This window comes from Arthrobacter sp. Y3224055 (assembly GCF_059090825.1).
The window spans coordinates 18,446-43,395 of the sequence record NZ_JBNHGB010000007.1; the positions used below are offsets into that span (position 1 = coordinate 18,446).

The 24,950-nt window shown below is 68.6% G+C and carries 26 protein-coding genes; 15 read left to right on the top strand and 11 right to left on the bottom strand.

The genetic code is table 11. From position 1 onward, the window contains the following. Positions 1 to 84: 84 nt before the first annotated feature. The 4 genes from AC5RTY_RS15570 to pgm all read right to left on the bottom strand — a co-directional run bounded on the left by AC5RTY_RS15570 (position 85) and on the right by pgm (position 3,797). On the bottom strand, positions 85 to 339 hold the full coding sequence (locus AC5RTY_RS15570) for a hypothetical protein (protein WP_494024897.1): 255 nt from the start codon (positions 337 to 339) through the stop codon (positions 85 to 87). Between the two features lie 7 nt (positions 340 to 346). After that, positions 347 to 556 (bottom strand): dodecin, encoded by a 210-nt coding sequence (locus AC5RTY_RS15575; RefSeq protein ID WP_494023939.1) that lies wholly within the window; start codon positions 554 to 556, stop codon positions 347 to 349. Between the two features lie 137 nt (positions 557 to 693). Next, positions 694 to 2,019, bottom strand: coding sequence for a uracil-xanthine permease family protein (locus AC5RTY_RS15580; RefSeq protein WP_494024896.1), 1,326 nt, complete (start codon positions 2,017 to 2,019; stop codon positions 694 to 696). A 131-nt stretch (positions 2,020 to 2,150) separates the two neighbouring features. Then, positions 2,151 to 3,797, bottom strand: coding sequence for a phosphoglucomutase (alpha-D-glucose-1,6-bisphosphate-dependent) (gene pgm, locus AC5RTY_RS15585; RefSeq protein WP_494024895.1), 1,647 nt, complete (start codon positions 3,795 to 3,797; stop codon positions 2,151 to 2,153). A gap of 145 nt (positions 3,798 to 3,942) precedes the next feature. Between pgm and AC5RTY_RS15590 the strand changes: the two genes are divergently transcribed. Next, the gene (locus tag AC5RTY_RS15590; protein WP_494001911.1) at positions 3,943 to 4,386 is read left to right on the top strand and encodes a DUF4190 domain-containing protein; all 444 of its coding nucleotides are present in this window, start codon (positions 3,943 to 3,945) and stop codon (positions 4,384 to 4,386) included. 192 nt (positions 4,387 to 4,578) lie between these two features. Here AC5RTY_RS15590 and AC5RTY_RS15595 read toward each other — a convergent pair whose 3' ends face one another. The 3 genes from AC5RTY_RS15595 to AC5RTY_RS15605 all read right to left on the bottom strand — a co-directional run bounded on the left by AC5RTY_RS15595 (position 4,579) and on the right by AC5RTY_RS15605 (position 8,366). After that, the gene (locus tag AC5RTY_RS15595) at positions 4,579 to 6,072 is read right to left on the bottom strand and encodes a peptide MFS transporter (RefSeq protein ID WP_494024894.1); all 1,494 of its coding nucleotides are present in this window, start codon (positions 6,070 to 6,072) and stop codon (positions 4,579 to 4,581) included. A 103-nt stretch (positions 6,073 to 6,175) separates the two neighbouring features. Further along, positions 6,176 to 7,558 (bottom strand): amidase, encoded by a 1,383-nt coding sequence (locus AC5RTY_RS15600; protein ID WP_494024893.1) that lies wholly within the window; start codon positions 7,556 to 7,558, stop codon positions 6,176 to 6,178. 64 nt (positions 7,559 to 7,622) lie between these two features. After that, complete coding sequence (locus AC5RTY_RS15605) at positions 7,623 to 8,366, bottom strand: Type 1 glutamine amidotransferase-like domain-containing protein (protein WP_494023934.1); 744 nt, start codon at positions 8,364 to 8,366, stop codon at positions 7,623 to 7,625. Positions 8,367 to 8,497: 131 nt separating this feature from the next. Between AC5RTY_RS15605 and AC5RTY_RS15610 the strand changes: the two genes are divergently transcribed. The 3 genes from AC5RTY_RS15610 to AC5RTY_RS15620 all read left to right on the top strand — a co-directional run bounded on the left by AC5RTY_RS15610 (position 8,498) and on the right by AC5RTY_RS15620 (position 10,162). Beyond that, positions 8,498 to 8,824, top strand: coding sequence for a rhodanese-like domain-containing protein (locus tag AC5RTY_RS15610; RefSeq protein WP_494001915.1), 327 nt, complete (start codon positions 8,498 to 8,500; stop codon positions 8,822 to 8,824). Continuing rightward, a complete protein-coding gene (pheA, locus tag AC5RTY_RS15615) occupies positions 8,824 to 9,750 on the top strand; it encodes a prephenate dehydratase (RefSeq protein ID WP_494024892.1) in 927 nt (308 codons plus the stop codon). The genes AC5RTY_RS15610 and pheA overlap by 1 nt, the downstream gene beginning before the upstream one ends. Positions 9,751 to 9,832: 82 nt before the next feature. Beyond that, positions 9,833 to 10,162 carry a hypothetical protein gene (locus AC5RTY_RS15620; RefSeq protein ID WP_494013383.1) on the top strand — a complete coding sequence of 110 codons (330 nt, stop codon included), beginning with the start codon at positions 9,833 to 9,835 and terminating at the stop codon, positions 10,160 to 10,162. A 96-nt stretch (positions 10,163 to 10,258) separates the two neighbouring features. Here the strand turns inward: AC5RTY_RS15620 and AC5RTY_RS15625 are convergent, their stop codons facing one another. Next, positions 10,259 to 11,353: a diacylglycerol/lipid kinase family protein gene (locus tag AC5RTY_RS15625; RefSeq protein ID WP_494023932.1), complete on the bottom strand. Its 1,095-nt coding sequence runs from the start codon at positions 11,351 to 11,353 to the stop codon at positions 10,259 to 10,261. A 98-nt stretch (positions 11,354 to 11,451) separates the two neighbouring features. Between AC5RTY_RS15625 and serS the strand changes: the two genes are divergently transcribed. Both serS and AC5RTY_RS15635 read left to right on the top strand, forming a co-directional pair. Continuing rightward, positions 11,452 to 12,741, top strand: coding sequence for a serine--tRNA ligase (gene serS / locus AC5RTY_RS15630; protein ID WP_494024891.1), 1,290 nt, complete (start codon positions 11,452 to 11,454; stop codon positions 12,739 to 12,741). Positions 12,742 to 12,865: 124 nt separating this feature from the next. After that, a complete protein-coding gene (locus AC5RTY_RS15635; protein ID WP_494024890.1) occupies positions 12,866 to 13,771 on the top strand; it encodes an HAD family hydrolase in 906 nt (301 codons plus the stop codon). Positions 13,772 to 13,865: 94 nt separating this feature from the next. Here the strand turns inward: AC5RTY_RS15635 and AC5RTY_RS15640 are convergent, their stop codons facing one another. From AC5RTY_RS15640 to AC5RTY_RS15650, 3 genes are all read right to left on the bottom strand, one after another. Beyond that, positions 13,866 to 14,291 carry a DUF1761 domain-containing protein gene (locus tag AC5RTY_RS15640; RefSeq protein WP_494001921.1) on the bottom strand — a complete coding sequence of 142 codons (426 nt, stop codon included), beginning with the start codon at positions 14,289 to 14,291 and terminating at the stop codon, positions 13,866 to 13,868. A 101-nt stretch (positions 14,292 to 14,392) separates the two neighbouring features. After that, positions 14,393 to 15,019, bottom strand: a complete 627-nt coding sequence (locus tag AC5RTY_RS15645; RefSeq protein ID WP_494001922.1) for a hypothetical protein — start codon at positions 15,017 to 15,019, stop codon at positions 14,393 to 14,395. Between the two features lie 200 nt (positions 15,020 to 15,219). Beyond that, positions 15,220 to 15,705, bottom strand: a complete 486-nt coding sequence (locus AC5RTY_RS15650; RefSeq protein ID WP_494001923.1) for an inorganic diphosphatase — start codon at positions 15,703 to 15,705, stop codon at positions 15,220 to 15,222. Between the two features lie 166 nt (positions 15,706 to 15,871). Between AC5RTY_RS15650 and dacB the strand changes: the two genes are divergently transcribed. The 9 genes from dacB to folK all read left to right on the top strand — a co-directional run bounded on the left by dacB (position 15,872) and on the right by folK (position 24,945). Then, the gene (dacB, locus tag AC5RTY_RS15655; protein ID WP_494001924.1) at positions 15,872 to 17,287 is read left to right on the top strand and encodes a D-alanyl-D-alanine carboxypeptidase/D-alanyl-D-alanine endopeptidase; all 1,416 of its coding nucleotides are present in this window, start codon (positions 15,872 to 15,874) and stop codon (positions 17,285 to 17,287) included. Positions 17,288 to 17,461: 174 nt separating this feature from the next. Continuing rightward, complete coding sequence (locus AC5RTY_RS15660; protein ID WP_494001925.1) at positions 17,462 to 18,625, top strand: zinc-dependent metalloprotease; 1,164 nt, start codon at positions 17,462 to 17,464, stop codon at positions 18,623 to 18,625. Beyond that, the gene (gene tilS / locus AC5RTY_RS15665; protein ID WP_494024889.1) at positions 18,622 to 19,734 is read left to right on the top strand and encodes a tRNA lysidine(34) synthetase TilS; all 1,113 of its coding nucleotides are present in this window, start codon (positions 18,622 to 18,624) and stop codon (positions 19,732 to 19,734) included. The genes AC5RTY_RS15660 and tilS overlap by 4 nt, the downstream gene beginning before the upstream one ends. A gap of 15 nt (positions 19,735 to 19,749) precedes the next feature. Next, positions 19,750 to 20,301 carry a hypoxanthine phosphoribosyltransferase gene (hpt, locus tag AC5RTY_RS15670; RefSeq protein ID WP_494001927.1) on the top strand — a complete coding sequence of 184 codons (552 nt, stop codon included), beginning with the start codon at positions 19,750 to 19,752 and terminating at the stop codon, positions 20,299 to 20,301. Positions 20,302 to 20,457: 156 nt separating this feature from the next. After that, a complete protein-coding gene (gene ftsH, locus AC5RTY_RS15675) occupies positions 20,458 to 22,497 on the top strand; it encodes an ATP-dependent zinc metalloprotease FtsH (protein ID WP_494001928.1) in 2,040 nt (679 codons plus the stop codon). Positions 22,498 to 22,507: 10 nt separating this feature from the next. Next, the gene (folE, locus tag AC5RTY_RS15680; RefSeq protein WP_494001929.1) at positions 22,508 to 23,116 is read left to right on the top strand and encodes a GTP cyclohydrolase I FolE; all 609 of its coding nucleotides are present in this window, start codon (positions 22,508 to 22,510) and stop codon (positions 23,114 to 23,116) included. A 25-nt stretch (positions 23,117 to 23,141) separates the two neighbouring features. Next, positions 23,142 to 24,047, top strand: a complete 906-nt coding sequence (folP, locus tag AC5RTY_RS15685) for a dihydropteroate synthase (protein ID WP_494001930.1) — start codon at positions 23,142 to 23,144, stop codon at positions 24,045 to 24,047. An 8-nt stretch (positions 24,048 to 24,055) separates the two neighbouring features. After that, the gene (folB, locus tag AC5RTY_RS15690) at positions 24,056 to 24,439 is read left to right on the top strand and encodes a dihydroneopterin aldolase (RefSeq protein WP_494001931.1); all 384 of its coding nucleotides are present in this window, start codon (positions 24,056 to 24,058) and stop codon (positions 24,437 to 24,439) included. Next, positions 24,436 to 24,945 (top strand): 2-amino-4-hydroxy-6-hydroxymethyldihydropteridine diphosphokinase, encoded by a 510-nt coding sequence (gene folK / locus AC5RTY_RS15695; protein WP_494001932.1) that lies wholly within the window; start codon positions 24,436 to 24,438, stop codon positions 24,943 to 24,945. The genes folB and folK overlap by 4 nt, the downstream gene beginning before the upstream one ends. Positions 24,946 to 24,950: the final 5 nt, after the last annotated feature.

Sequence of the window (24,950 nt, forward strand, 5' to 3'; positions counted from 1 at the left end):
CCAAGCGTCGCTCGGGCAAGGCCGCGCGGGCCCCGCCGCACGAACCCGCGTCTCGCGGTGCCGCGGTGCCGAGTTCCCGCCCTGCTATCCGCCGGTGGGGGCGGAGGGGGGAACGAATCCGTCCTGTCCGGGTTCGTTCTCGTGCTCCGGGTCCTCGCTCTGGCGGTATTCGCCGTCCGGGCTCAGGCCCGGTACCCTCTGCCCCGCATTGAGCAGGCTGGAGGTGAAGTGCTCGCCGTCGAACTTGGCGGCGGAGTCGTTCTCCGGCTCCGGGGCGCCGATGTCGTGGCGCCGATGCTCGTCGTCGGGCATTGTGGATTCATCGCGTGGCTGGCTCATGGGTCGGTCAGCTTTCGTGCCGGAAACCGAGCTTGATGGTCACCTGCCAGTCGGCGACCCTGCCTTCGCTAAGGTGGCCGCGAACGGACTTCACTTCGAACCAGTCGAGGTTGCGCAGTGTCTTGGAGGCCTCGTTGATGGCGTTGGAGACCGCGGCATCGATCCCGTCGGGCGACGTACCCACAATCTCCGTGACGTTGTAGACGTGGTTGGCCATGCTTTCCTCCTCGAGAAGGTCCCGGGCCGGACGCCGCGGGAGAGATGGCTGCAACGCTAGCCTCCGATGTCCCCGCGGTCTAGGGCACGGCGGCCCGGAGCACGCCCTCGCCTCCAGGCGGCCGCCACGCCCGGCGGTCAGCCGAGCTTGGACGGCCTGACGCCCTCGTCTTCCACGGAATCCACGGGCTCGGTGTGGCGCCAGCGGGCCACCGCACTCATGCCATGGAAAATCAGCAGTGCCGCTGCCGAGCCCAGCGCGATGCCTTCGAACTGCAGCTCGCCTATCGCCCACTTGAAATTGGCGATGCCGATCACCAGGGCCACCCCTGCCACGGAGAGGTTGATGGGGTTGGCGAAGTTCACCCGGTTCTGGACCCAGATCCGCACCCCCAAAATGCCGATCATGCCGTAGAGCACGACGCCGGCGCCGCCCAGGACGCCGACCGGGACGGTGGCGATGGCGGCACCGAACTTCGGGAGCAAGCTCAACAGGACGGCGACAATGCCGGCCACCCAGTATGCGGCGGTGGAGTAGACCTTGGAGGCGGCCATCACGCCGATGTTCTCGGCGTATGTGGTGGTGCCGGAGCCGCCGCCGCTGCCGGCCAGCACGGTGGCCAGGCCGTCTGCCATCAACGCGCGGCCGGTGACGGGGTCAAGATCCTGCCCGGTCATCGCCGACACGGACTTCACGTGGCCGATGTTCTCTGCCACCAGGACCAACACCACGGGGAGGAACAGCCCGATCAGGGAGATGTGGAATTCCGGCGCGTGAAATTCGGGCAAACCGATCCAGGCCGCGTCATTGATCTTGGAGAAATCCACCTCGCCCCGCAGGATGGCCACCACGTAGCCGACCAGCACGCCCAACAGGATGGACAACCGCCCCAGCAGCCCGCGGAACAACACCGTGACGAGCAGGATCGCGACGACGGTGACCAGCGCCGTCACGGGCCCCTTCTCGAAGTTCTGCTTGGCGGCCGGCGCCAGGTTGAGCCCGATCAGCGCAACAATGGCGCCGGTGACCACCGGCGGCATCACCACGTTGATCCAGCGCGTGCCGGCCTTGTGCACCAGCGCGCCGACCAGGAAGAGCAAGGCACCGGCCATGATGAGGCCGCCGAGCGCTCCGCCCATTCCGTGCTGATTCATGGCGGCGCCGATCGGGGCGATGAACGCGAAGCTGGAGCCCAGGTAACTGGGGACCCTGCCTGCCGTGATGATCAAAAACAGAATAGTGCCCACGCCGGAGAACAGCAGCGTGGTCGACGGCGGGAACCCGGTCAGCAGCGGGACCAGGAAGGTGGCGCCGAACATGGCGACCACGTGCTGGGCCCCGACTCCCACGGTGCGCGGCCAGGTGAGCCGCTCCTGGGGTCCGACTACCGTGCCTGGTGAAATGTTCTTGCCATCGCCATGCAGGGCCCAACGGAACGGGGAAGATTTTGCAGGCGTGCTCATGGTGGGCCTCTTCGGGGGAGTCAGCGGGAAAATGTCCGGGGGACATCCTACCGCCGGAACGGCGTGCCGGCTCGCCCGACCGGTCGCGGAGGCCGGGCGGGAACGGCCCGGCCTCCGTTGTCAGGCGGTGATCAGGCGATCACGGCGTCCACGATTGCCTTCGCCTCTGCCTGCACCTGCTGCAGATGGTCCTGGCCGCGGAAGGATTCGGCGTAGATCTTGTAGACGTCTTCCGTGCCGGAGGGCCGGGCCGCGAACCACGCGTTATCGGTCGTGACCTTCAGCCCGCCGATCGGGGCGCCGTTGCCGGGCGCTTCGGTCAGCTTGGCGGTAATCGCCTCGCCGGCCAGTTCGGTGGCGGCCACGTCGGCGGCGGAGAGTTTCGCCAGCGCGGCTTTCTGCTCCCGGGTGGCCGCCGCGTCAATCCGTGCGTAGGACGGCGCCCCGAACTTCTCGGTCAGCCCCGCATAGAGTTCCGACGGCGTGTTTCCGGTCACCGCCACGATTTCGGAGGCCAGCAGCGCCAGCAGGATGCCGTCCTTGTCCGTGGACCACGGCTTGCCGTCGAACCGCACGAAGGAGGCGCCGGCCGACTCCTCGCCGCCGAAGACGCCTTCGCCGGAGAGCAGCCCGGGCACGAACCACTTGAAGCCCACGGGAACTTCCACCAGCTGCCGGCCCAAGTTGGCCGCTACCCGGTCGATCATCGAGGAGGACACCAGCGTCTTGCCCACGGACGCGCCGGCCGGCCAGTCCGGCCGGTGCCTGTAGAGATAGTCGATGGCCACGGCAAGGTAGTGGTTCGGGTTCATCAGCCCGGCATCAGGGGTCACGATTCCGTGCCGGTCCGCGTCGGCGTCGTTGCCGGTGGCGATGTCGAAGGCGGCGCCGCCGCCGCGCACTGCGTTGATCAGCGAGGCCATCGCCGACGGCGACGAGCAGTCCATCCGGATCTTCTCGTCCCAGTCCAGGGTCATGAACGCCCATTGCGGGTCCACCGCCGGATTGACCACGGTCAGGTCCAGCCGGTGCCGCTCGGCGATGGCGGCCCAGTAGTCCACCGAGGCCCCGCCCATCGGGTCGGCACCGATCCGCACGCCGGCGGAACGGATGGCGTCCAGGTCCAGCACCTTCGGCAGGTCGTCCACGTACGCGGCCAGGAAGTCGTACGTACCGATGGACCCGGAGAACCGGGCCTGTCCCAGTGTGATCCGCTTGACGCCGCGCAGGCCCGCCTCGAGCAGTTCGTTGGCGCGGGCGGCAATCCACCCGGTGGCATCCGAGTCGGCCGGGCCGCCGTGCGGCGGGTTGTACTTGAAGCCGCCGTCGCCGGGCGGGTTGTGCGAGGGGGTGATCACGATGCCGTCGGCCTGGGCATCCGGATGGGCCGCGTTATGGGTGAGGATTGCGTGGCTGACCGCCGGCGTCGGGGTCCACCCGGTCCGGGAATCGACCAGCACTGCCACACCGTTTCCGGCCAGCACCTCGAGGGCGGTGTCCTGGGCCGGATCCGAGAGGGAATGCGTGTCTTTGCCGACGAACAGCGGTCCGGCGATGCCCTGCCCGGCGCGGTACTCCACGATCGCCTGCGTGATGGCGGCGATGTGGTCCTCATTGAAGGATGCCTTCAGGCTGGAGCCGCGGTGCCCGGAGGTGCCGAAAACCACGCGCTGGGACGGGTCGGCCGGATCCGGCTTGACGTTGAAGTACGCGTCGCGGAGCGCGGTCAGGTCAACAAGGTCGCTGGGAAGGGCCACTGTGCCCGCACGGTTTGCCATCCCTCCAGCATGCCAAAAAACTACCGATCCGTGGCGATCGGGTGGCGGATCCGACCCGATGGCTCCCGATCTTCCCGCGCGCCTAGACTGGTAGGCAGCACCGAAGCTGCGCAGCAGCGAATCAATCTCAGGGGGAATCAACAGTATGTCCGGCACGGAGAACAGGCCGCCCTTCAACGACCCGAAGCATCCGGGGTGGTACACCGATCCCAATGCGGGCCAGGCCTTGCCGCAGCCGCCGGCGCTGCCCGAGGCGGGGAACCCGTACTCCTACCAGCCCGGCCCCGGCGCGCAGCCGTATACCGGGCAGCAGCCGTACGGCGGACCGGACTACAACCAGCCGATGTACTACACGCCGCAGGTCGAGCCGAAGGGGCTGAGCATCGCGGCGCTGGTGCTGGGCATCGTCTCCGTGGTCACGTTCGGCTTCATGCTGGTCCCGCAGGTCCTGGCCATCGTGTTCGGCCACATCGCGCTGGGGAAGGAACCGGCCGGCCGCAGCATGGCGCTGGCCGGCCTGATCATGGGCTACGCGGTCACCGGCATCTGGTGCCTGCTGATCTTTATCGGCGTCCTCGCCGGAGCGTAGGTCCGTCCGGCGCCTCGCTACATCGCTGGTTGGCTTCCCAGCTTCCCCCGTCGACTATTCAGCACCCGCCCTGCTGAACGCTCAGAAGGGCCGAAGCTGAAAGTCGGATGAGGAAAAGGCCCCTCACGACGGCGATGCCCGGGCCGGAGTGAATCTCCGCCCGGGCATCGCCGTCGTCGTTAAGGTTCCGTCCTAGCGGATGCCGCCCATCAGCTTCTTCAGGGACGGCACGGCCGCGGCCAGGCCGACGCCGAGGATGATCGCCGTCACCCCGATGAAGCCAAAGTACGGGGCTTCATTGGCCGGGTCGTAGTAGCCGGCCAGGATGCCCGCCAGCGTGGTGCCCAGCGAGATGGAGAGCAGGAACAGCGCCACCATCTGGGTCTGGAAGGCCTTCGGCGCCAGCTTGGTGGACACCGAGGAGCCGGTCGGGGAGAGGAACAATTCCGCCATGGTGAACAGGAATAGGATGCCGACCATGGCCAGCAGCGGGGTGGAGTTGGCGCCGCCGCCGGTGAGCGGGATGAACGCCAGGAACGCCAGGCCCATCACGACCAGGCCCAGGGCGAACTTCAGCGGCGAGCTGGGCTGCTTGGGGCCCAGCTTGGTCCACAGGGCAGCGAAGATGCCGGCGAAGATGATGATGAACACCGGGTTGATGGACTGCACCCAGCTGGCCGGCATTTCCCAGCCGCCCAGCGTGCGGTCCAGCTGCTTGTCCGCGTACAGGGCCACCACGGTGAACTGCTGCTGGAACAGCGCCCAGAACGCGGCGGAGGCGATGAACAGCGGGATGAAGGCGTAGACGCGCTTGCGCTCCACCGCGTCCACCTGCTTGCTGGAGAGGATCACCACGAAGTAGACCACGGCGGCGATGATCGCCAGCCAGGCCATGATCGGGGCCAGGTTCGAGGCGGTCACCAGGCCGAAGGCCACCAGCAGCACTATGACGACGACGGCGGCCACGGCCGCGGCGGCGACCTTGCCGTAGTTGCCCCGCGGCAGCGGGTTGGCCACATGGTGCGCGGCCTCGGGCAGGTTCTTGCGGGTCAGGGCGTACTGGGTCAGGCCGATGGCCATGCCCAGCGCCGCCAGGCCGAAGCCGTAGTGGAAACCGAGCTGCACCTGGGCCAGGCCGGTGAGCAGCGGGCCGAAGAGGCCGCCGATGTTCACGCCCATGTAGAAGATGGAGAAGCCGGCGTCGCGGCGGTCGTCCTTCAGGCTGTAGAGCGAGCCGACCAGCGAGCTGGCGGTGGCCTTCAGGCCGCCGGAGCCGATGGCCACCAGGATCAGGCCGATGGCCAGCCCGACGCCGCCCGGGATCAGGGCCAGCGCGATGTGGCCCAGCATGACCATGATGCCGGTGTAGAACAGGACCTTCTCGGACCCCAGGAGGCGGTCGGCCACCCACGCGCCAAGGATCGAGGAGAGGTACACGCCGCCGCCGTAGGCGCCCACCAGGCCGGTGGCAATTCCCTCGTCGATCCCCAGGCCGCCCTCGGCGACCGAGTAGTACATGTAGTAGAGCAGGATGCCCTGCATGCCGTAGAAGGAGAAACGCTCCCAGAGTTCTACGGAGAAAAGGTTCGCCAGCATCCGTGGATGCCCGAAGAAGGTTTTGCCGGTTTGGGTGGACTGTTTTGTTGTTTCCGGCTGCGGATTCCCGGACTGCACGGTATTGCTCACGGTGTTCTATTCTGACAGTCCCCTACATGAAATGTCATATTCTGCGCCCGTGGCCGGGCGGCGTGTTAATGCAAATCCGCAGGTCAGGCCGGGGTTGCAGGATTCATCGCACGCCCTCCAGCTGCGCGGCGGCGGCCAGCAGCATGGCCTCCGAGCCGGGCTTGCCGATCAGCTGGACGCCCATGGACAGGCCCTCCTCGGTGGTGCTGACGGGAACGGCGATGGCGGGCAGCCCGCACACGTTGACTAACGAGGTGTACGGCGAATACTGGCACTGGCGCATGTAGTCCACGTCTGCGCTGTTGGAGGTGTACCAGCCCACCGGCCGGGGGGTCTGGGCCAGCGCGGGCGTCAGAACCAGGTCGTAGCGGCCGAACTGTGCCCGGGTGTCGTCCTGGAAACGCGCCAGCGTGGCCAAGGCGTCCGGCAGCGCCTCCGGCCCGCGCTTCAGGGCGCGGCGGCGGAAGGAACGGGTGAGCGGCATGAGCTGCGGTTCGTGGCCGGCCTCCAGCTCCAGCCGGGCCAGGCCGGAGGTCCAGACCGTGGCAAACGCCTCCGGGTAGCGGTTGTCGTAGCGGATCTCCGCTTCGTCGAGCGCGTGGCCCATCCCCAGCAGCAGCTCCACCGCGGTATCCAACGCCTCGCGCGCCTCCGGCTCCAGCGACAGCGGGTAGGCGGACTCGAACGGAGAGTCGGTGCTGATGCCGATCCGAAAGCGCCCTTCGGCGCGAAGCGCGGCGGCCAGGAAGCCGGGTTCCCCCGGGAAGGCCGCGCGGGCCAGCTGCTCGTCCGCCATGGCGTCCATCAGCAGCCCGGCATCGGCCGCCGTGCGGGCCAAGGGCCCGGCGACCACCAGCCGGCCCGGGTCGTCTCCGATGCTGCCGGCCGGGAGCCGGCCGCGCCCCGGTTTCAACCCCACCAGCCCGGTGGCGGCCGCCGGAATCCGGACCGAGCCGCCGCCGTCCGAACCCGGGGCGAAGGGCAGCAGGCCGGCGGCCACGGCGGCCGCGCTACCGCCGGAGGAACCGCCCGGGCTCAGCGCCGGGTCCAGCGGGTTGCGGGCCGGCGGCGCCACACGGTTCTCGCTGTAGGAGGTCAGGCCGAATTCGGGGACTTGGGTCTTGCCGAGGCTGATGCTGCCGGCGGATTCGAGGACGTTCACCAAGGGGTGGTTGGCCAGGGCGGGCCGATGCTCCAGGGCCGCGCTGCCGTGGGTGGTCGGGACGCCGGCCACGTCCGTGAGGTCCTTGTAGGCCACCGGCAGGCCGTGCAGCCGGCCCAGGGTCCCGCCGCGTGCCTGGTGGTCGTCCGCGGCGCGTGCCTGCTTGAGCGCCTGGTCGGCGGTGACGGTGACGAAGGCGCCGAGCCTGGGATTCAGGGCATCGATGCGCTGGAGGTAATGCTCCGTCAGTTCGAGGGCGGACAGTTCGCCGCGGGCCACGGCGTCGCGCTGGGCGACGGCCGTCAAGTCATGCAAAGCAGTCATCGCCCGTAAGCGTAGCCCCGCCCGGCGGTGCGGGCTAATCCGCGCGTCCCACCGGCGCGCCGGGTCAGCCGAGGAACCTGGTGTCGATCGGTTCCTCCACCGCGATGGCGTCGGGCCCGTCCCCGGCCTGGGCTGTCACGCGGTAGGCGAGTTTCCCGTCGGTCTCGCTGACCGCCTCGGCCAGTTCGGTGCCGCGGTAGACCAGTCCGACCCCGTCGTCGGTGCAGTGCGTTTCGCCCAGGATGCCGTCCGCCACGAGCCGGTGCACCAACGGCCGGCGCTGCGGTTCCGAGTCGTAGTGGACGCCGTTGTCGTAGGGCAGCAACGCCAGCCCGTTCGTGACCGGCCGCAGCTCGGGGCCGAAGGAGTCGGTAGTGCCGCCGCGGAACCAACAGATGGAACCGGCGGAGACCCCTGCCAGCACCACGCCGGCCTGCCAGACCCGCCTGAAAATGGCGTCCAGGCCGTGGACCCGCCACACCGCCAGCAGGTTCGCCACCGAACCGCCGCCCACCCACACCACATCCTGGCCCAGCAGGTGTTCCTCGATGTCCGCCACATTGGGCATGGTGAACAGGTTCAGATGGCTCAGGCCGTAACCGGCAACCCTGGCCGCCTCGTCCAGCTCGGCCTGGAGCCAGCGCTGGTCGCCGCCGGCGGTGCCCACGTGGACCAGCCGCGGTGCCCGCCCCGTGGGCCCCGCCAGTTCGACGGCGTGGTGCACCAGGTGGTGGAACGCGATCCGGCTGCGAACGCCGGCCGTGATTCCGCCGGACGTAGCAAGGATGGTCGGCTGGTCTGCGGCCATCGGTACCCCTGTCTCATTACGGTGCGGCGGACGATCCCACTATAGGCTTGGAAAGGGGGCAAATCGCGGGTGCGCCCGGAGCAGGAATTCACCAGCGGCGGCACGGCCCGCCGCGGATCACGGAGGTTGCCATGAGCGATATCGAGAATGTGGATGTCAACAGCATCGGCGGCGACGCCACCATTCTGGACGTGCGCGAAGACTATGAATGGGAAGCCGGACACATTGCGGGCGCCGTGCACATCCCGCTCAACGAGCTGCCGCTGCGCCTGGAGGAACTGGACCCCGATGTGGACCTGCATGTGGTGTGCCGCAGCGGCGGTCGGTCCTTCCGGGCCACCGAATGGCTGAACGGGAACGGATACTCGGCGGTGAACGTCGACGGCGGGATGGGTGCCTGGCTGGATGCCGGCAAACCGATCGTCTCGGAGAACGGGCAGGAGCCCCGGGTCCAGTAATGGCAGGCGTCTACACCTTCCTGGGGCCGGAGGGAACCTTCACCGAGGCCGCCCTCCTCCAGGTTCCCGGGGCGGCTGCCGCGCGCCGGATTCCGGCCGCGAGTGTCGACGCCGCCGTGGACGCCGTTCGCGCGGGCGAAGCCGGCGCGGCCATGGTCCCGATCGAAAACTCGGTCGAGGGCGGCGTCAGCGCCACGCTGGATGCCATCGCGGGAGGCGAGCCGCTGCGCATCATCGGCGAGGAACTCGTGCCCATCCGCTTTGTGCTGGCGGTCCGGCCCGGAACCGAGCCGGGAGACGTCGCGGTGGTGTCCACCCATCCGCATGCTTGGGCGCAATGCCGTGCCTGGGCCGCCGCGAACATTCCCCAAGCGGAATATCTGCCGGCGTCCTCGACGGCGGCGTCCGCGGTGGGGCTGCTGGAGCCCGGGGCCGGCTACGAGGCGGCGATCTGCTCGCCGCTGGTGGCCCGGCAGCGCGGGCTGCGCGTGCTCGCCGAGGATATCGGCGATATTCCGGACGCCGTCACCCGGTTCATTCTGGTGAGCCGCCCCGGTGTCCTGCCCGCTCCGACCGGCGCCGACAAGACCACCCTGGTGGTCCCGCTGCCGCAGGACCGTCCGGGGGCGCTGGGGGCAATCCTGGAACAATTTTCCAGCCGGGGCGTGAACCTGAGCCGGATCGAGTCCCGCCCCACCGGCCAGTTTTTGGGAGATTATTTCTTCAGCCTCGATGCCGAAGGCCACCTCGCCGAGGAGCGGGTGGCCGACGCCGTCCGCGGGTTGCACCGGATCAGCCCCGGCATCCGGTTCTTGGGCTCCTACCCGCGCGCCGACCGCCGCGGACTGAGTGTTCCGCGCCGCAACCAGGACGAGGCATTCCGGGAGGCCGACCGCTGGGTGCAGGACCTGCTGTCGGCCCGCTGACCGGCCCTGCCGGACTGTCGACCCGCGGTTATGGTCAGTATGCTGAGGAAAACCGCACCTGCGAACCAAGGATCGGAGCACAATGACGCAGCAGAACGACAGGGACCAGTACCAGGACGGGGAGCCGACGCCGGTGGAGGCGCTCAACCAGACTCCGAGTGAAAACCGCGCGGGCGACCTGGGGGACCAGGGCAACGACCTGCGCTTCGCCGAGGAGCAGCAGTTGATCGACCAGCAGGCGGCCGGCGAATTCCCGGTTCCCCGGGACGAAGACCTGCAGCAGCCGGATGCGGATGTCCCGGCGCTCGAAGCAGACGAACAACCCATCGACGTTCCGGGCGAGGAACTGCACAACACCGACCGGGCCGATGCCAGCGACGATCCGCTCAACACCGGGGGCGACGACACGTAAACACCTCCGTTCCGGGCGGCCGCCGGCCCAGGTGGCCGCCCGGCCGCTGCAGGCCCAAGCCCGCCGGCCCAGGTGGCCGCCCGGGCGCGGCAGGCCCTAGTCGGCCGCCCGGTGGCTGCCGGCGGAGGGGAGCGACTCGGTGCGCACCGCCAGCGACCGCGGCCTGACCTGCACGGTCAGCGACGTGACCGGCCCGGAGGGATCGCCGTCGAGCTGGCTTCCCATCGGCTCGTGCGCCGTGATGCGGACCTTCCGCCCGCGGTGGTACTCGATCACGGGAATCGGCGCGCTGTGCCGCACCAGCGTCTTGGCGGCAATCCACAACCAGCCGATCGCGCTGCGCGGACTGAGCACCACGATGTCCAGTTCGCCGTCGTCGATTTCCGCGGTGGGGATGAAATCGATCCCCGCCGGCAACTTCCCGCAGTTGGCCAGCAGGATGCTGCGGACGCGGCGGGGCCGGGCGGGCCCGTCGTCGATGCTGACCATGACACGCTCCCGCTGGCCGGCAAGGTGGCGGACGCCGGCTTCGGAATAGGCCATCCAGCCGAACCGGCGCTTCAGGTCGTCGCGGGTGTCGGCCAAGACATCCGCATCCACGCCGATGCCGGCGATCACCAGGAAGCTGTCCTGCGACCGTTCGCCGGTCGCCTCGTTCTCCAAGATGATGTCGGCGGTGTCGATCTTGCGGATGATCCCGTGCAGCGCCACATGGATGTTGGTCCGCAGGGCCGCCGGATCCAGACCCAGATTGCGGGCCAGCAGGTTGCCGGTGCCCAGCGGCAGCACCCCCATCGGCACCTGGGTGCCGGACAATTCCGAGGCCACCACCCGGATCGTGCCGTCTCCGCCGCCGGCGATCACCACGTCCGCACGCTCGGCGATGGCCCGCCTGGCCTGTCCGTGGCCCGGGTCCTCGGGCGTGGTTTCCAACACCAGGGGCGGGCTCCAACCGGCCGCCGCGCAGGCTGCCTCCACCTCGCGGCGGGCCTCGTCGGCCGAGTTCTTGGCCGGGTTCAGGATGAAGACCACGCGCTGGTCGGGCAGGCCCGGGGAAGGCGCAAGGGCGGCCGGCACCGCTGTCCGGCGGCGCCCCAGCATGCCGCGAAGGCCCGGCCATCCCACCGCCAAGGCGGCCACCGCTAGCAGGATGATGAGGGCGGGCATCCATTCGGCAGTCATGTTGGTCATAGACTATCCAGCCCCGCCGCTTTGGCCCATTGAGGCCCGCTACCGGCTGCGGCGGGCGCGGAGCGAGGCCGGAAGGCCTTTTTCGGTACCCTTAGCAGGTGATCGATGTAAACGACCTCCGCGCCAATCCAGAGATTTTCCGTGCCTCCCAGCGCGCCCGGGGCGCCGACGAGTCGGTGGTCGATGCCGTGATCGCCGCCGATACGGCCCGCCGGGAAGCGATCAACCGTTACGAGGGACTGCGCGCCGAACAGAATCTCTTCGGCAAAAAGGTGGCCCAGGCCACGGGCGGGGAGAAGGCAGAGCTCCTGGCCCAGGTCAAGGAGTTGGCAGCATCGGTCAAGGAAGCCCAGGCCGCGTCGGATGCCGCCCGGAACCAGCAGGAATCGCTGCTGCGCAGCATCCCCAACCGGATCGAAGACGGCGTTCCCGCCGGCGGCGAGGACGACTTCACGGTGCTCAAGACGGTCGGCGAGCCCCGGGACTTCGCCCGGGACGGGTTCGAGCCGAAGGACCACCTGGCCATCGGCGAGCTGATCGGTGCCATCGACATGGAACGCGGGGCCAAGGTTTCGGGCTCCCGCTTCTACTTCCTCAAGGGCGTGGGCGCCCGGCTGGAGATTGCCCTGATGAACATGGCGCTGGACCAGGCCGTGTCCAACGGCTTCATCCCCATGATCACCCCCACCCTGGTCCGCCCCGAAACCATGCAGGGGACCGGCTTCGATGTGGAGCACGACGACGAGATCTACCGGCTGGAACGGGACAACCTGTACCTCACGGGCACCTCGGAGGTGGCGCTCGCGGGCTACCACGCGGACGAGATCCTGGACCTGTCCGCCGGGCCGACGCGCTACGCCGGCTGGAGCTCCTGCTACCGCCGTGAGGCCGGGGCCGCCGGCAAGGACACCCGGGGCATCATCCGCGTGCACCAGTTCAACAAACTGGAAATGTTCATCTACTGCCAGATCGAGGAGGCCGCCGACGAGCACGCCCGCCTGCTCGCCTGGGAAGAAGAAATGCTGGCCAAGGTGGAACTGCCCTACCGGGTGATCGACACCGCTGCGGGAGACCTGGGCATGAGCGCGGCCCGCAAGTTCGACTGCGAAGCCTGGGTGCCCACCCAGGAGGCCTACCGGGAGCTGACGTCCACCTCCAACTGCACGACCTTCCAGGCCCGCCGGTTGAACATCCGTGAACGCCAGGCTTCGGCGGACGGCGAAAAGAAGGGCACGAGGGCGGTGGCCACCCTGAACGGGACCCTTGCCACCACGCGCTGGATCGTCGCCATCCTCGAGCACCACCAGAACGCCGACGGCTCCGTGAATGTGCCTGCCGCGCTGCGGCCCTACCTGGGCGGCATGGACGTCCTTCCGGTGCTCTCCTAGCGCGCCGTTCCGCCCCGCCGGCGGCACTGCGGTGCCGTCGCGGCGGGGCCGCGTTCACCGGCACTTCATTCGCCCGTAGAAAATTTCCTACCCGCGTGTCTGCCCCCCATGTTTGACTAGGGACATGACAACTACAGCTGACAAGGCTAACGCTGGCATCGACGACCAGCGGATTGCTACGAAAGATATGACAAACAATAAAAACGAAGCCCGGCGCCACAACTTCGTGGAGAACGGGTCCCGCAAACTCGTGGCGCTGGATGTGGACGGCACCCTGGTCAACCACGACGGCCACATGAGCGATGCCGTGCGCGAAGCAGCGCGCGCCGTCGTCGACGCCGGCCACGAGGTGGTCGTCTCCACCGGACGGTCCCTGAATGCAACGCTGCCGATCATCCAACTGATCGGCGTCACCAAGGGGTACGCCGTCTGCTCCAACGGCGGTGTCACCCTTCGGATCGACACGTCGCTGGAGGACGGCTACGAGGTGATCGACCGGGTGACGTTCAACCCCGGACCGGCCCTGCGGGTGATGCGGTCCAAGCTGCCCACCGCCAAGTTTGCGCTCGAGGACGAAGAGGGCAATTTCCTGGCCACGGAGCGCTTCCAGGACGCCAGCTTCGGCATCGAGGCCAAGGGCGTCGACTTCGAGGCGCTGCTGGAGTCCACGGCCGTGCGCGTGGTGGTCTCCAGCGCCGAAAACACTCCCGAGGAGTTCAAGGAAGCCATCGACACGGCGGGGCTCAAGGGCGTGACGTACTCGGTGGGCTGGACCGCGTGGCTGGACATCGCGGCCAACGGCGTGACCAAGGCCAGCGCGCTGGAATCCCTGCGCCGGAAGCTGGACGTCGAGCCGTCGCATACCGTCGCCATGGGCGATGGCCGCAACGACATCGAAATGCTGGACTGGGCCGCCCGGGGCGTCGCGATGGGACAGGCGCCCGAGGAGGTCCTGGCCGTCGCCCACGAGGTCACGGGAACCGTCGAGGAAGACGGGGCAGCAGTCGTGCTGCGCAGCCTGCTGGACTGAGGCGTGCCCGGCTGATCCACCCGGAGGAGGTGCCCGGGTGAATCCCGGGCACACCTGTTGCCGCCGGCTGCCTCGATAGTGGGGGCTGCGGTTCTCAGGCTCCGCTGATCCCGAAGAGGCCGATGACCAGTGCCATGACCAGGAACGTCACGAGTTCGTGCACGATGTTCAGGACGGTCAGTCCGACCGGCCGGCCCTCGAAGGCATCGTGCGTGGCGAAGCGGGCGGCGGTGAAGCCGGCCCAGAGGATGATGGCGGTCAGCACCGTGTTCCACAGGAAGTTGCCGCCGTAGAAATCCTGCGCGATGGCCGCCGAACCCGCCAGCACCCACGCGCTGATCAGGCTGACGATCACCGTGATGATGATCGGGCGTACGGCGCTTTTGCCGTCGCCGGGGCTGACGTTGGCGACCCTCATCCAGTAGTTGCCGAAGACCTTCGGCGTGTACCAGACAGATCCGACGATCAGGGTCGAAAGGGTGGCCACGATGACCGCCCAAATGTTGATCTCCGGAACCATATTGAACACTCCTTGTGTCGTTGACCCGCGGGCGGAGGCGGGCGCCGTCTCCCTCGGAGTCTAGACGCCGCCCGCCGGTATTGCCGTAGCTTCCGGGGCCGTCAGCGCGGCGGGGCGACGGCGGCCGGGGAGGCGGGCCCGTGGACAAGGTCCAGCAGCCGGGCGGCGGCCGGACGGCAGGCCCACTCCTCCACCCAGTGCGAGCGGACCACCGCCTTGCTCACGGCCTGGCTGGTGATGCCCAGTTCTTCGGCAACGTACTTTTGCTGGCCGCGCGCTCCCGGCGTCATCAGGTCCAGCACCTTCCACTCCGCGTCGGTGCGGGTGGCGACGATTTGGCCGATGAGCCGCAGCACGGCTTCTGCTTCGGCGGCGACCTCAGCATCGGGCCCGGACACGGCCAGCGGAACGCGGTCACCGGTTTTCCGGGCCCGGTTCACCGCGCGCCGTGCGTAGACCAGGCCGTACCCTTCGGCGTCCTTGATGTCCTCCGGAAGCGGCGGCCGCAGTTCGCCCACGCCGATTCCCACATGCCAGCGCCTGGCGCGCAGCGCGATCAGGGCGGCGTCGATGGCCGTGGACGGCTTCTCGACCGCGCCGATCGCTTCGTCGCCGACAGACCGCTGAAAGGGGATCGCCGCGGTCAGGTGGCGCAGCGCCTTGATCAGGGCGGGCACCTGGTCGCCCGCCTCGCGGGAATCGCGCTGGTTGATCGTGAGCACGTACATGGCACCAGTATTGCGCCCGTCCGGGCAGGAACAACCGATTCCGGTTGGCTGGTGTGTCCTGCCGCCGGTCGCCCCCGGGGAAGGCAAAAGCGGCCCGGACCTGAAGGGTCCGGACCGCCGTCGCTGTTCCTGCCGGTTTCGAGCGGCAAGGCTCGGTTCAGGCCGGGCGTGGCTGCTCGGCCGTTCGTCGCCGGTTGGCCTTAGCCCTGGGCGGCGAAGCGCCGGATGGAGGCTTCCAGTTCGGCCTCGGCGGCGGCGCGGTCGGCCCAGCCCTCGGCCTTGACCCACTTGCCCGGCTCCAGGTCCTTGTAGCGGGTGAAGAAGTGCTCGATTTCCTTGACGAGGAACTCCGGCACGTCGGACAGCTCCTGGATGTGGTCGAAGCGCTTGTCGGCCGGAACGCACAGCACCTTGGCGTCGCCGCCGCCGTCGTCGGTCATGTTGAAGACGGCGATGGGGCGGGATTCGACCACGACACCGGGCAGCAGGTCGTAGTCCTGCAGCATGACCATCGCGTCCAGCGGATCGCCGTCCTCGCCCAGCGTGTCCTCGAAGAAGCCGTAGTGGGTGGGGTACTGCATGGACGTGAACAGCACCCGGTCCAGGCGGAGGCGGTGGGTCTCATGGTCGATTTCGTACTTGACGCGCGAACCCTTGGGGATCTCGATGGTGACGTCATGCTGCATGGCTTCGCTCCTTGGAGACGTTCGGAAAATTGGCTTCGGCGCCGCCGATGCACGGCCGTGGCCCGGCGCCGGACTACGCTTAACGATATAGGTCTTGCCCTTCCGTACCGGCATCGGGGTTGGCGCGGGGCGTTCCCAACACTTCAAGATCCTCAGGAGGGGCAGCATGGGGCGTGGCTTCCGCGTGCTCACCTCCGGGCTGCTGGCAGTCGTCTTCGCCGTGCTGGCCGTGCCCGCCGCCCTAAACCTCGGCCAGGCCATCGATTGGCCGGAGCCGGAGCCGGTTATCAGCACCCCTGCGGCGCAATTGCCGCCCACCGAGCTGGCGGAGCCGCAGCCGCTCAAGCCGGCCGGCGAGGCGCCGGTGCCGGATCCGGCCGTGCTGGATGCGGCCCTGGACCGGGCCTTGGCGTTCGACGGCGCCGGCGGCTTCACGGGGATCGTCACCGACGCGGCCAGCGGCGACGTGCTGTACGACGAGGCAGCCGGCGAGCCGCTGGTGCCGGCATCCAACCTGAAGCTGCTGACCGCCGTCGCCGCCCTGGACACCATCGGTGCCGGCCACCGGTTCACTACCTCGGTCAAGCGCGGCGGCAAGCCGGGCGTGGTCTATCTGGTCGGCGGCGGGGATGCCTTGCTGGGTGCCGGGGAATCCAAGCCCGGCGCGGTCTGGGGCGAAGCCGGGCTGGCAACGCTGGCAGCAGAAGCGGCCGGGCAGCTGGCCGCCGACGGGTACACCGGTGAACTCTCGGTGGCGGTGGACGATTCCCTCTACTCCGGGGCCGTCATCAGCGCCGCTTGGGACCCGGGCGACGTGAAGAACGGCGAAATTTCCGCCGTGTACCCGCTCGCCCTGTACGCCGGGCGGGAACAGGCCGACGGCGGCGGCGACCTGGTGGCCGACGCCGCCGCGCTGGCCGGGGCGGCGTTCCGCGACGCGCTGGCCGAAGCCGTGGCCGGGCAGGGACTCACGGTGAAGGCCGCGGTGGCACGGGAAGCGGCACCGGCTGACGCGGACGTGTTGGCCGAGGCGGATTCCGCGCGGGTGGCCGATCAGGTGGCCTACATGATGCAGCATTCGGACAACTATGTGGCGGAGGTCCTCGCGCGCAACACGGCCGTGGCGGCGGGCAAGCCCGGCTCCTTCGCGGGCGGCACCGAAGCCATCCGCGAGGCGGCGGGCCTGGCGGGCATTCCCGTGGAGGGCATGGTGCTGGCCGATGCCAGCGGCCTGTCGATGGAGAACCGGGTCAGTCCTGCCCAGCTGGCCGCGGCGGTCAGGCTGATGGCCTCCTCCGAGGACGCGGACCTGCGGGCCGGGATCGGCTCCCTGCCGGTCGCCGGCCTGACCGGCACCCTGTCCGGGCGCTACCTGGAAAACAACCCCGCCGGCGCCGGGCTGGTCCGGGCCAAGACCGGCACCTTGAACACCGTGACGTCGCTCAGCGGCTATGTGGCCAGCGCCGACGGACGCCTGCTGGTGTTCGCCTTCGTGGCCAACGGCCTGAAAGGCTCGACCGACGCCGCGCGCGTGGCCGCCGACCGGGCGGCGACCGTGCTGGCCGGCTGCGGCTGCCGCTGAGCCAGGCCCGGAAGCCGCGGCCGCCGGCTACTCTTCCGCCGACCTTGGCTGCTGAGCCCCGGCCGCCGGCTACTCTTCCGCCGACCTTGGCTGCTGAGCCCCGGCCGCCGAGCCGCTTCAATCGATGCCCGCCGGTAGTGACCGGCTCGCCGCTGATGTGATCTGATGGGACGCATGGACAGTAGCGCACCGACCCCCAGTGAATCCGGCGCCACCCCAGGCCCCGCCCCGCGGTTGGTCAACTGGGAACTGGCCGCGTCCACGGCAGCCACGCTGACCCCCGCCGGCCCCCGGATGAAGGCCGCGGAAATGCGCGCCGCCGTGGCCGAGATGCGCCGGCTGGCGGAAGAGTCGGTGGACCACGTGCACCGCATCACCGGGTTGGAGGCCGCCCGCGACCTGCGCGACTCCGATGTGCTGATCGTGGACCGCGCCGCTTGGTCCAGGGCAAACGCCCGCAGTTTCGAGGTCATGCTGGCCCCGGCTATCGCCGCGCTCGCCGAAAAGCGCCCGGATCAGCTCAAGAACGCCACCACGGCCGTGGGCAGCGTGCTCACCGGCACCCAGATGGGCGCCATCCTCTCCTTCCTCTCCAGCAAGGTGCTGGGCCAGTACGACCCCTTCTGCTCCCTGTTGCCCGGGGGCCCGGCCGCCGGGCGGCTGATGCTGGTGGCGCCGAACATCGTGACCGTGGAGCGGGAACTGAATGTGGTGCCCGCCGACTTCCGCCTCTGGGTGTGCCTGCACGAGCAGACCCACCGGGTGCAGTTTGCCGCGGCCCCCTGGCTGCGCGACCACATGATGGAGCAGATCGGCGGGCTGTCGTCCTCGCTGGTGGAAAAGGCGGACACCCTCGGCGAGCGGCTGCAGCAGACGGTCAAGGCGGCCGTCGCCGCGGCCAGGGACAGCGGAAAGGACGACGGCGGAGGGCCGGGTTCCGCGCTGAAGGGTTCCCTCCTCGATCTGATCCAGGGGCCGGAAGAGAAGGCCGTCTTCTCACACCTGACCGCCGTGATGAGCCTGCTGGAGGGCCACGCCAACGTGGTGATGGACGCGGTCGATTCCTCGCTGGTCCCGACGGTCAAGACCATCCGCCAACGTTTCAACGCGCGCGGCAAGAGCCGCGGCGCGCTGGAAAACTGGATCCGCAAACTCATGGGCCTCGATGCCAAGGCCCGGCAGTACTCCGACGGCGCCAAGTTCGTCCGTGCGGTGACCCGGCAGATCGGCATGGAGGGTTTTAACCAGGTGTGGGAGCGTCCCGAAAACCTGCCCACGGAAGAGGAGATCCACCACCCCGACCTGTGGGTCAGCCGGATGGACCTCAGCCGCGCATGAGCGGTGTTGCAGCGGACCGGCGCAAGCCCCGGTTGCATCCGCGGGTGGCAGACGCCCGGCACCAGCTGCGCCAGGCGCTGGAACAGTTCGGTCCGCCGGCAGCGACCGCCGGGGGCGCCGAACCGCAGCTGTTGCTGGTGGCCTGCAGCGGGGGACCGGATTCGCTGGCCCTGGCCGTCGCGGCGGAATTCTTCAACCGGCCGGCCCGCAACGGTGTCCGTCCCTATCGGGTGGGGGCCGTCGTCGTCGACCATGGCCTGCAACAGGGCAGCGCGGCGGTGGCCGAGGGTGCCCGGCTGCAGCTCGAAACGCTGGGGCTGGCCCCGGTCCAGGTCCGCCGGGTGGCCGTGGAATCGGCCGGCATGGGGCCGGAGGCGGCCGCCAGGACGGCACGCTACGCGGCGCTGGATGCCGCCGCGGCGGAACTCGGGGCCGCGGCGGTGCTGCTGGGGCACACCCTGGACGACCAGGCCGAGCAGGTACTGCTGGGCCTGGGCCGCGGCTCGGGCACGCGGTCGTTGGCCGGCATGCCGGTGAAGCGGGGCCGGTATCTGCGCCCGTTCCTGTCGCTGCGCCGGCAAGACACCGAGGAGGTGTGCGCGGTTGCCGGGCTGCAGCCCTGGCACGACCCCGCCAACAGTGATCCGCAGTACATGCGCTCCCGCATCCGGATGCGGGTGATGCCGTTCCTGGAGGACGAGATGGGTCCCGGCGTCGCCCAGGCGCTGTGGCGGTCGGCACAGATTCTGGCCGCCGACGCCGACTACCTGCAGGCACAGGCGGCCGAGGAATACCGCCGGCTGCGGGTGGTCACACCGGACGGGCTGGAGCTGCCACGGGGAGGCATGGAACAACTCCCGGCCGCCATGAAGCACCGCGTGCTCGCCCTGGCCGCCGCCGAACTGGGCGGCGAAAACCCCAGCTACGAACGGCTGCAGGCGGCCGAATCGCTGCTGCGCCGCCAAGGCTCGGCCGGCCCGGTGCAGCTGGCCGGATTCGTCAGTGTCTACCGCCGGACTGCTGCCAACGCGGTTCACCAAGATGGCACCGGCTATGGCAATCTTGTGTTGAGAACAACTGGCCGCAGCCCCGGCCAGACAGACCGCTAGACCCGGGAGCATGTGGTGGATTCCAACGACGTCCAGGCAGACCTCAAGCACGTCCTCTACACCAAGGAGCAGATCCAGCAGCGCGTCGCCGAGCTGGCTGCCGAAATCGACAGGGACTATGAAGGGCGCGACCTGTTGATCGTCGGCGTCCTCAAGGGCGCGGTGATGGTCATGGCGGACCTGGCCCGGGCACTGCACAGCCACGTCAAGATGGACTGGATGGCCGTATCCTCCTACGGCTCCGGCACCCAGTCCTCCGGCGTCGTGCGGATCCTGAAGGACCTCGAGACGGACTTGATGGGCAAGCACGTGCTCATCGTGGAGGACATCATCGACTCCGGCCTCACCCTGTCCTGGCTGAAGACCAACCTGATTTCGCGCGGCCCGGCCAGCGTGGAAATCTGCACCCTGCTGCGCAAGCCCGACGCCGCCAAGGTGGAAATCGACGTCAAGTACGTCGGCTACGAGATCCCGAACGAATTCGTGGTGGGCTACGGGCTGGACTACGCCGAGCGCTATCGCAACCTGGACTTCATCGGCACCCTGGCACCGCACATCTACGAATAACCGCCGCACCGTCCGCCGCAGGCTAGGCTACGCCCAGAGGGAACTAATGCCCTCCCTTGAGCGTGAAGGAAGACGGACAGTGTATAGCTGTAGTAGCCGAAGGGCTGCCATCACGCGCGGACAAGCAGGAGGGACGGGCGCAAGCCCCCAAGTCGCATGAAATTGAAGAACCTTTTCAAGGGACCGATCATCTGGATTGTCCTGGTCCTGGTCATCCTCCTGATCGCCGTGCCCAATTTGGCCGGTCCGCAGTCTTCACGGGTCGACACCAGTGTGGGACTTGAACTGCTGCAGGACAACAAGGCGGAACAGGCCCGGATGAACGACGGCGCCCAGAGCGTCGACCTGACGTTGCGCGAAGACCTGGTCATCGACGACGCCAACAAGGGCAAGTCGATCACCTTCTTCTACAGCCGCGACCGCGGTCCGGACATCGTGGACGCGATCAACGCCTCCGACGTGGACACCTTCACCGACCAGCCGGTGGAAAACAACTGGTTCATGAGCTTCATCAGCCTGATCCTGCCCATCCTGATCATCGGCCTGATCTTCTGGTTCCTGCTCTCGCGCATGCAGGGCGGCGGTTCCAAGGTCATGCAGTTCGGCAAGTCCAAGGCGAAGATGATCACCAAGGACATGCCGCAGGTGACCTTCGCCGACGTCGCGGGCGTGGACGAGGCCGTGGAGGAACTGCACGAAATCAAGGAGTTCCTCTCCGAACCGGCCAAATTCCAGGCCGTCGGGGCGAAGATCCCCAAGGGCGTGCTGCTCTACGGCCCGCCCGGTACCGGCAAGACCCTGTTGGCCCGCGCCGTGGCCGGCGAAGCCGGCGTCCCCTTCTTCTCGATCTCCGGCTCCGACTTCGTCGAAATGTTCGTCGGCGTTGGCGCCTCCCGCGTCCGGGACCTGTTCGAACAGGCCAAGACCAATTCGCCGGCCATCATCTTCGTGGACGAAATCGACGCGGTCGGCCGGCACCGCGGTGCCGGCGTGGGCGGCGGCAACGACGAGCGCGAACAGACGCTGAACCAGCTGCTGGTCGAGATGGACGGCTTCGACGTCAAGACCAACGTCATCCTGATCGCCGCCACCAACCGTCCCGACGTGCTGGACCCGGCGTTGCTGCGCCCGGGCCGGTTCGACCGGCAGATCGCCGTCGAGGCCCCCGACCTGGAAGGCCGCCACCAGATTCTGCAGGTGCACGCCGCCGGCAAGCCCATGGCCCCGGGCGTGGACCTGCGTTCCCTGGCCAAGCGTGCGCCCGGATTCACCGGTGCCGACCTGGCCAACGTGCTCAACGAAGCCGCCCTGCTGACCGCCCGGTCCAACGCCCAGCTGATCGACGACCGGGCGCTGGACGAAGCCATCGACCGCGTGATGGCCGGGCCGCAAAAGCGCTCCCGCGTCATGAAGGAACACGAGCGCAAGATCACCGCCTACCACGAAGGCGGACACGCCCTGGTCGCGGCCGCGCTGCGTTACTCCGCGCCGGTCACCAAGGTCACAATCCTGCCCCGCGGCCGCGCCCTGGGCTACACCATGGTGGTGCCGGAGGACGACAAGTACTCCGTGACCCGCAACGAACTGCTGGACCAGCTCGCCTACGCCATGGGCGGCCGGGTGGCCGAAGAGATCGTCTTCCACGATCCGTCCACCGGCGCGTCCAACGACATCGAGAAGGCCACCAGCACCGCCCGCCAGATGGTCACCCAGTACGGCATGAGCGAACGCGTGGGTGCCGTGAAGCTGGGCCAGGGCGGCGGCGAGCCGTTCCTGGGCCGCGACATGTCGCACGAACGCAACTACTCCGACCACGTCGCCTTCGTGGTGGACGAGGAAGTGCGCCGGCTCATCGACGACGCCCACGACGAGGCCTACGCGATCCTGACCGAGAACCGCGACGTGCTGGACCGGCTGGCCCTGGCGCTGTTGGAACGCGAGACGCTGAACCAGCGTGAGATCGCCGAGATCTTCCACGACCTGCGCCGCCGCGAGCTGCGGGACGTGTGGCTGTCCAAGGAAACCCGGCCGGTACACAACATCCCGCCGGTGGTCTCCCGCCGGGAGCGGGAAGCGGCCGCCAACGGCCAGCAGCAGGAAGGAAGCCACGGGGCCGTGATCGTGGACCCGAATCCGGCCGGCGGAGACCTTCCCGGGGATGACGGCCGAAGCGGCGTACCCGGCGCCAGCAGCTAGGATCACAGACGTGACCGAATACGATGACGTTGTCGCCGAGCTGGAGTTCGACCCGCTGATCGACCTGCCCAGGATCGAGAAGGCGGTGCGCGAAATCCTCATCGCCGTCGGCGAAGATCCTGACCGCGAAGGCCTGCGGGAAACCCCGCAGCGGGTCGCCCGTTCGTACGCGGAGGTGTTTGCCGGCCTGCATCAGGACCCGGCGGACATTCTCGGCACCACGTTCGACATCAACCATGAGGAAATGGTGCTGGTCAAGGACATCCCGTTCTATTCGACCTGCGAGCACCATCTGGTCCCGTTCCACGGCACCGCCCACATTGGCTACATTCCGTCCCATGACGGTAAAGTGACCGGGTTGAGCAAGCTCGCCCGCCTGGTGGAAATCTACGCCCGGCGCCCGCAGGTGCAGGAACGCCTCACCACGCAGATCGTCGAGGCCATGGTCAAGTACCTGGAGCCCAAGGGCGCGATCGTCGTCGTCGAATGCGAACACATGTGCATGTCCATGCGCGGGGTCCGCAAGCCGGGGGCGAAGACAGTCACCTCGGCCGTGCGCGGCCAATTGCGCGAGCAGGCCACCCGAGCCGAGGCCATGAGCCTGATTATCGGACGATAGCGAAGAGAAGAGACGGTACAGATAGATGGATTCACTCGCCGCAGTCCCCGGAACCGGGCCCGCCACGTCGCCGCTGCCCGTGCTGCGCAAGGCGCGTGCGCCGAAGAAGTTCGCGGACCTGCCCACCGACCGTGCCGTCGTCATGGCCATCCTGAACGTCACCCCGGACTCGTTCAGCGACGGCGGCGACCACGCCAACAAGGAAGCGGCGATCGCCTACGGGCTGAAGCTGCTGTACGGCGGCGCCGACATCATCGACGTCGGGGGTGAATCCACCCGCCCCAACGCCGACTCGATCACCCCCGAGGAAGAGCAGAAGCGCATCCTCCCCGTCATCGAGGCACTGGTCAAGGCCGGCGCCCTGATCAGCGTGGACACCATGCACGTGGACACGGCGGCCAAGGCGCTGGACGCCGGGGCAGCCATCGTCAACGACGTCTCCGGCATGACCCACGACCCGCACATGCCCGCCCTGGTGGCCGAGCGCCAGGTCCCCTACATCCTGATGCACCGGCGCGGGGACGCCCGCGAGGTCGACCCCAAGGCGGACTACCAGGACGTGGTGGCCGAGGTCCTCGCGGAGCTGACCGAATTGCGGGACAAGTTCGTCGCCGCCGGCGTGGCGCCGGAGCAGATCATCCTGGATCCGGGACTGGGCTTCTCCAAGAACGCCGAACACAACTGGGAGCTGCTGCGCGCCACGGACCGGATCGCGCAACTGGGCCACAAGGTGCTGGTCGGCGCATCCCGCAAGCGGTTCCTCGGTTCCCTGCTGACCACCGCCGGCAAGGCCGCCGCACCCAAGGAACGCGACGAGGCCACGCTGGCGGTCTCCGCGCTGGCCGCCGCCAACGGCGCCTGGGGCGTGCGCGTGCACGACGCCGGCGCCTCGCTGGACGCGGTCAAAGTCGCCGCCGCCTGGACCAAGTAGGCCGGGACGTGACGCCAGCATCTCCGGCACGGCCGGACCTCATCAGGGTTTCCGGCATCAAGGCCACGGGCTATCACGGCGTGCTGGAGCATGAGCGCCGCGACGGCCAGCCGTTCGTCGTCGACGTCACCCTCCACACCGACATTCGGGCCGCCGCGGTCGACGACGACCTGGCGAAGACCGCAAACTACGCCGAGCTCGCCGACCAGGTGGACGCGATCATCGCCGGCGAGCCCCTGCAGCTGATCGAAACACTGGCCGAACGGATAGCCGACCATGTGCTGCGCACGTTCGCCGTGGAGGCGGTCGAGGTCACGGTGCACAAGCCGCAGGCACCCATCCAGGTGGAGTTTTCCGATGTCACGGTCAGCATCTACCGGGAGCAGCCATGAGCGTCCGCGCGGTCCTGGCGCTGGGCAGCAACCTCGGCGCACGCAGCGACACCCTCTCGCACGCGGTGGCGGACCTGGTGGACACCCCCCACGTGCGGCTGCGCGAAGTCTCGGCCGTGGTGCAGACGAAGCCGGTGGGCGGTCCCGAGGACCAGCCGGACTACCTGAACATGGTGCTTGAGGTGGAGACCGACCTGGACCCGCACCAGTTGCTGGCCCATTGCCAGGCCGTGGAAAACAAGCACCACCGCACCCGCGAAGTGCGGTGGGGGCCGCGGACGCTGGATGTGGACATCATCACCTACGGCGACCTGGTGCTCAACGACGAGGACCTGGTCATCCCGCACCCGCGCGCGCACGAACGCGCCTTCGTGCTGGCGCCCTGGGCCTGGATGGACTCGAACGCCACGCTCAACGGCGTCCCGGTCGGCGAACTGGCCAAGGCGGCCGGCGACCTGGACGGCGTGGAACCCTACGAATCCGAGCCGTTCGAAGCCGGTCAATAGTGTCC

Excerpts from the sequence above, each read along its gene's own strand:
- AC5RTY_RS15570 (WP_494024897.1), bottom strand. The coding sequence starts at position 339 with ATGAGCCAGCCACGCGATGAATCCACAATGCCCGACGACGAGCATCGG.
- pheA (WP_494024892.1), top strand. The coding sequence starts at position 8,824 with ATGGCAGGCGTCTACACCTTCCTGGGGCCGGAGGGAACCTTCACCGAG.
- AC5RTY_RS15605 (WP_494023934.1), bottom strand. The coding sequence starts at position 8,366 with ATGGCCGCAGACCAGCCGACCATCCTTGCTACGTCCGGCGGAATCACG.
- AC5RTY_RS15610 (WP_494001915.1), top strand. The coding sequence starts at position 8,498 with ATGAGCGATATCGAGAATGTGGATGTCAACAGCATCGGCGGCGACGCC.
- AC5RTY_RS15575 (WP_494023939.1), bottom strand. The coding sequence starts at position 556 with ATGGCCAACCACGTCTACAACGTCACGGAGATTGTGGGTACGTCGCCC.
- AC5RTY_RS15660 (WP_494001925.1), top strand. The coding sequence starts at position 17,462 with ATGGACAGTAGCGCACCGACCCCCAGTGAATCCGGCGCCACCCCAGGC.
- AC5RTY_RS15590 (WP_494001911.1), top strand. The coding sequence starts at position 3,943 with ATGTCCGGCACGGAGAACAGGCCGCCCTTCAACGACCCGAAGCATCCG.
- AC5RTY_RS15620 (WP_494013383.1), top strand. The coding sequence starts at position 9,833 with ATGACGCAGCAGAACGACAGGGACCAGTACCAGGACGGGGAGCCGACG.
- AC5RTY_RS15600 (WP_494024893.1), bottom strand. The coding sequence starts at position 7,558 with ATGACTGCTTTGCATGACTTGACGGCCGTCGCCCAGCGCGACGCCGTG.
- AC5RTY_RS15640 (WP_494001921.1), bottom strand. The coding sequence starts at position 14,291 with ATGGTTCCGGAGATCAACATTTGGGCGGTCATCGTGGCCACCCTTTCG.
- AC5RTY_RS15580 (WP_494024896.1), bottom strand. The coding sequence starts at position 2,019 with ATGAGCACGCCTGCAAAATCTTCCCCGTTCCGTTGGGCCCTGCATGGC.
- AC5RTY_RS15645 (WP_494001922.1), bottom strand. The coding sequence starts at position 15,019 with ATGTACGTGCTCACGATCAACCAGCGCGATTCCCGCGAGGCGGGCGAC.
- pgm (WP_494024895.1), bottom strand. The coding sequence starts at position 3,797 with ATGGCAAACCGTGCGGGCACAGTGGCCCTTCCCAGCGACCTTGTTGAC.
- folK (WP_494001932.1), top strand. The coding sequence starts at position 24,436 with ATGAGCGTCCGCGCGGTCCTGGCGCTGGGCAGCAACCTCGGCGCACGC.
- AC5RTY_RS15625 (WP_494023932.1), bottom strand. The coding sequence starts at position 11,353 with ATGACCAACATGACTGCCGAATGGATGCCCGCCCTCATCATCCTGCTA.
- AC5RTY_RS15650 (WP_494001923.1), bottom strand. The coding sequence starts at position 15,705 with ATGCAGCATGACGTCACCATCGAGATCCCCAAGGGTTCGCGCGTCAAG.
- folP (WP_494001930.1), top strand. The coding sequence starts at position 23,142 with ATGGATTCACTCGCCGCAGTCCCCGGAACCGGGCCCGCCACGTCGCCG.
- tilS (WP_494024889.1), top strand. The coding sequence starts at position 18,622 with ATGAGCGGTGTTGCAGCGGACCGGCGCAAGCCCCGGTTGCATCCGCGG.
- dacB (WP_494001924.1), top strand. The coding sequence starts at position 15,872 with ATGGGGCGTGGCTTCCGCGTGCTCACCTCCGGGCTGCTGGCAGTCGTC.
- AC5RTY_RS15635 (WP_494024890.1), top strand. The coding sequence starts at position 12,866 with ATGACAACTACAGCTGACAAGGCTAACGCTGGCATCGACGACCAGCGG.
- ftsH (WP_494001928.1), top strand. The coding sequence starts at position 20,458 with ATGAAATTGAAGAACCTTTTCAAGGGACCGATCATCTGGATTGTCCTG.